This is a genomic window from Streptomyces sp. C (genome assembly GCF_000158895.1).
Lineage (GTDB): Bacteria > Actinomycetota > Actinomycetes > Streptomycetales > Streptomycetaceae > Streptomyces > Streptomyces racemochromogenes.
The window spans coordinates 191,934-194,244 of the sequence record NZ_GG657751.1; the positions used below are offsets into that span (position 1 = coordinate 191,934).

Below are 2,311 nucleotides of genomic sequence, written 5' to 3' on the forward strand. Positions count from 1 at the left end.
CGCCCTGCCAGTAGTGGTGCGCACCGCCGTCGCCGTGCTCCTCGTACGAGGCAGCGGCGGCGCCAGCGGCAGCGGCAGCGGCAGCGCCGGCACCGGCGCCGGCCGCCTCGGTCGTGGTCTGCGTCATGGTCACGCCATGCCCTTCATCAGTTCCGCTGCGGCCACCGCGCAGCTGCGGTTGCGGCTCACCCCGGCACGGCCGTGGACGGTGAACCAGGGGGTCTGGAGCTCGCAGCCGCAGGCGTCGCCCGGCTGGAGGGAGGCGAGGTCGCCCATGACCACGCTCTGCGCCGGCACCGAGGTGATGTACGGCGACACGAGGTGCAGGTAGCCCCGCTCCCCGTACGGCAGGGGTTCGAGGGTGCGCGTGGAGCGGATCGTCACCCGGGACCACACGGGGGCGTGCAGCCGGTGGTGGTCGCACTCGATGTACGGGATGCAGTGCTCCACGGACCCGAAGGTGTCGCGGATCCGCTCGCCCGGGATGCCGAGCTGCTCGGTGACGCGGGCGTACAGCTCCTCCTTCTCGATGCGCCGGTCGGAGTGCCCCTTCCAGCCGCCGCCGAGGACGACGAGGGAGCCCTCGGGCAGGCGCAGCGGGGGCAGGCCCATGGCCCGCATCCGCTCCAGGGTGAAGAAGAGGAAGGCCGGGAAGCCGAGGATGCGGACCGGGGCGTCGTCCCGTTCGAAGCGGCGCAGGGCGGCGATGCAGCCGAAGGGGTCGAACTCGTGGTCGCCGCCGGTGTTGCGCAGGGCGTACTCGACGCTGCGGGCCGGGGCGAAGTCGCACAGGTAGTTGTCGGTGAAGGCGGTCCCGAGGTTGAGGGAGGGGGCCGGTTCGTAGCTGTACAGGAGGTAGTTGACGTCCTGGTCGGGGGTGATCCAGCCGTTGCGCTCGAAGATCCGGGCGACCATGCGCTGCGCGGAGCGGATGGTCCAGTGGTCGAAGAACATCTGCGACTTCTGGCCGGTGGTGCCGGAGGAGGTCAGGTGCAGTTCGACGTCCTCGCGCGGGACGGAGAGCACTTCGTGCCGCTTGAAGAAGTTGGCGTGGACGAGCGGCGTCCGGTACGGCGCCGCCGGGGGAGTGGCCTCGTACAGGGAGCGGAAGAAGGGGGAGCGCTCGACGTGCCAGGCGTTGGTCTCCGCCATGGCGGCGGCGAACAGCTCGTCCTCCGCCGGCCCGAAGGCGTACGGGTCGGTCAGGTCGCACAGCTGTTGTACGTGCGGGAGGAGGGCCGGGTCGGGTACGGCGACCGGCGCGAGATGGGGGTTCACGGGTTTCACGGGGCAACCTCGGATGTGGTGGGCAGGTGCGTCGACGCCCAGGCCGACACGTAGCAGTCCAGGTAGGGCTGGAGGGGCGGCTCGACGGCGACGCCGCGGAAGTCGATGCGCTCGCTGGAGCGGGACAGGACGGCGTAGTCGTGGAAGCCGTCGCCGTCCGCGCGCATCGCCGGGTAGACGGCTCCGGCGACGAACCCCTCGGACAGGAACGCCGAGAGGACCTCCTGGTGCGCGAGCGGCACGAGGGCCTCGACGTAGCCGGCGCCCGCGCGGGCCAGGGCCCGGGTGACGGGTTCGAGGCAGGCGGCCGCGGCGGCCGGGTCGGGGTGGGCGGTCAGCAGGGAGCAGTACCCTCCGGCGCGGTTGAGGTACGCGTAGACCTCGAACCGGCCGTCTTCGGGCGTGAGCAGCACGTTCGGGGTGTGCAGCGGGTAGAACCAGCCCTCGGCGCCCGGGAACCGCTCGCGGAAGCGGCGGCGTACGAAAGCCGGTGCCTCGATCATCTCCAGCCGGTCGGCGGCGCCCCGCGGCCCGGGCTCCGGCGCCGCCGAGGTGCCCCGCACCCCGGGGTAGCCGATGCCCAGCGCGGCCTCGGCGGTGCGCAGCAACGGCAGGAGCCGGGCGGGCACTTCGGTGACGGGGATCCGGCGGTCCAGCACCCCGGCGGAGTGACGCGCGTAGAGTGCGAGGCTCTCGCGGCTGCGCAGATCCACCGCGTTGGGCAGGATGCCCAGCGGGCGGAAGCCGTTGCGGGCGACGACCCGCTGCGGGCCGGCACTGACGGTGCGCACGGTCGCGTACACCGAGTCCAGCCGCCCCGTGTCCAGCATGCCCGCGCACAGGGCACCGGTCAGGGCGGCGGCCAGGCCGCCCGAGCGGTGCTCGGGGTGCACGGCGATGCCCTCCAGGCGGCCGATGCGGCTGCCGGCCTCGCCGTGGATGGCAGCGGACGCGGTCAGGGCCCCGGTGGCGGGGCAGCGGCCGACGAGCCACAGGGAGTACGGGTCCTTCGATGAGCCGGGCC

Annotated in this window: 2 protein-coding genes; both read right to left on the reverse strand. The window is 73.2% G+C overall.

Features of this window, described 5'->3' with window-relative positions:
- Positions 1 to 129: 129 nt before the first annotated feature.
- Complete coding sequence (locus SSNG_RS34150; protein WP_042804619.1) at positions 130 to 1,278, reverse strand: acyl-protein synthase; 1,149 nt, start codon at positions 1,276 to 1,278, stop codon at positions 130 to 132.
- 5 nt (positions 1,279 to 1,283) lie between these two features.
- Positions 1,284 to 2,311, reverse strand: a 1,028-nt coding sequence (locus SSNG_RS34155; protein WP_063749978.1) for a GNAT family N-acetyltransferase, incomplete at its 5' end; no start/stop codon positions are given.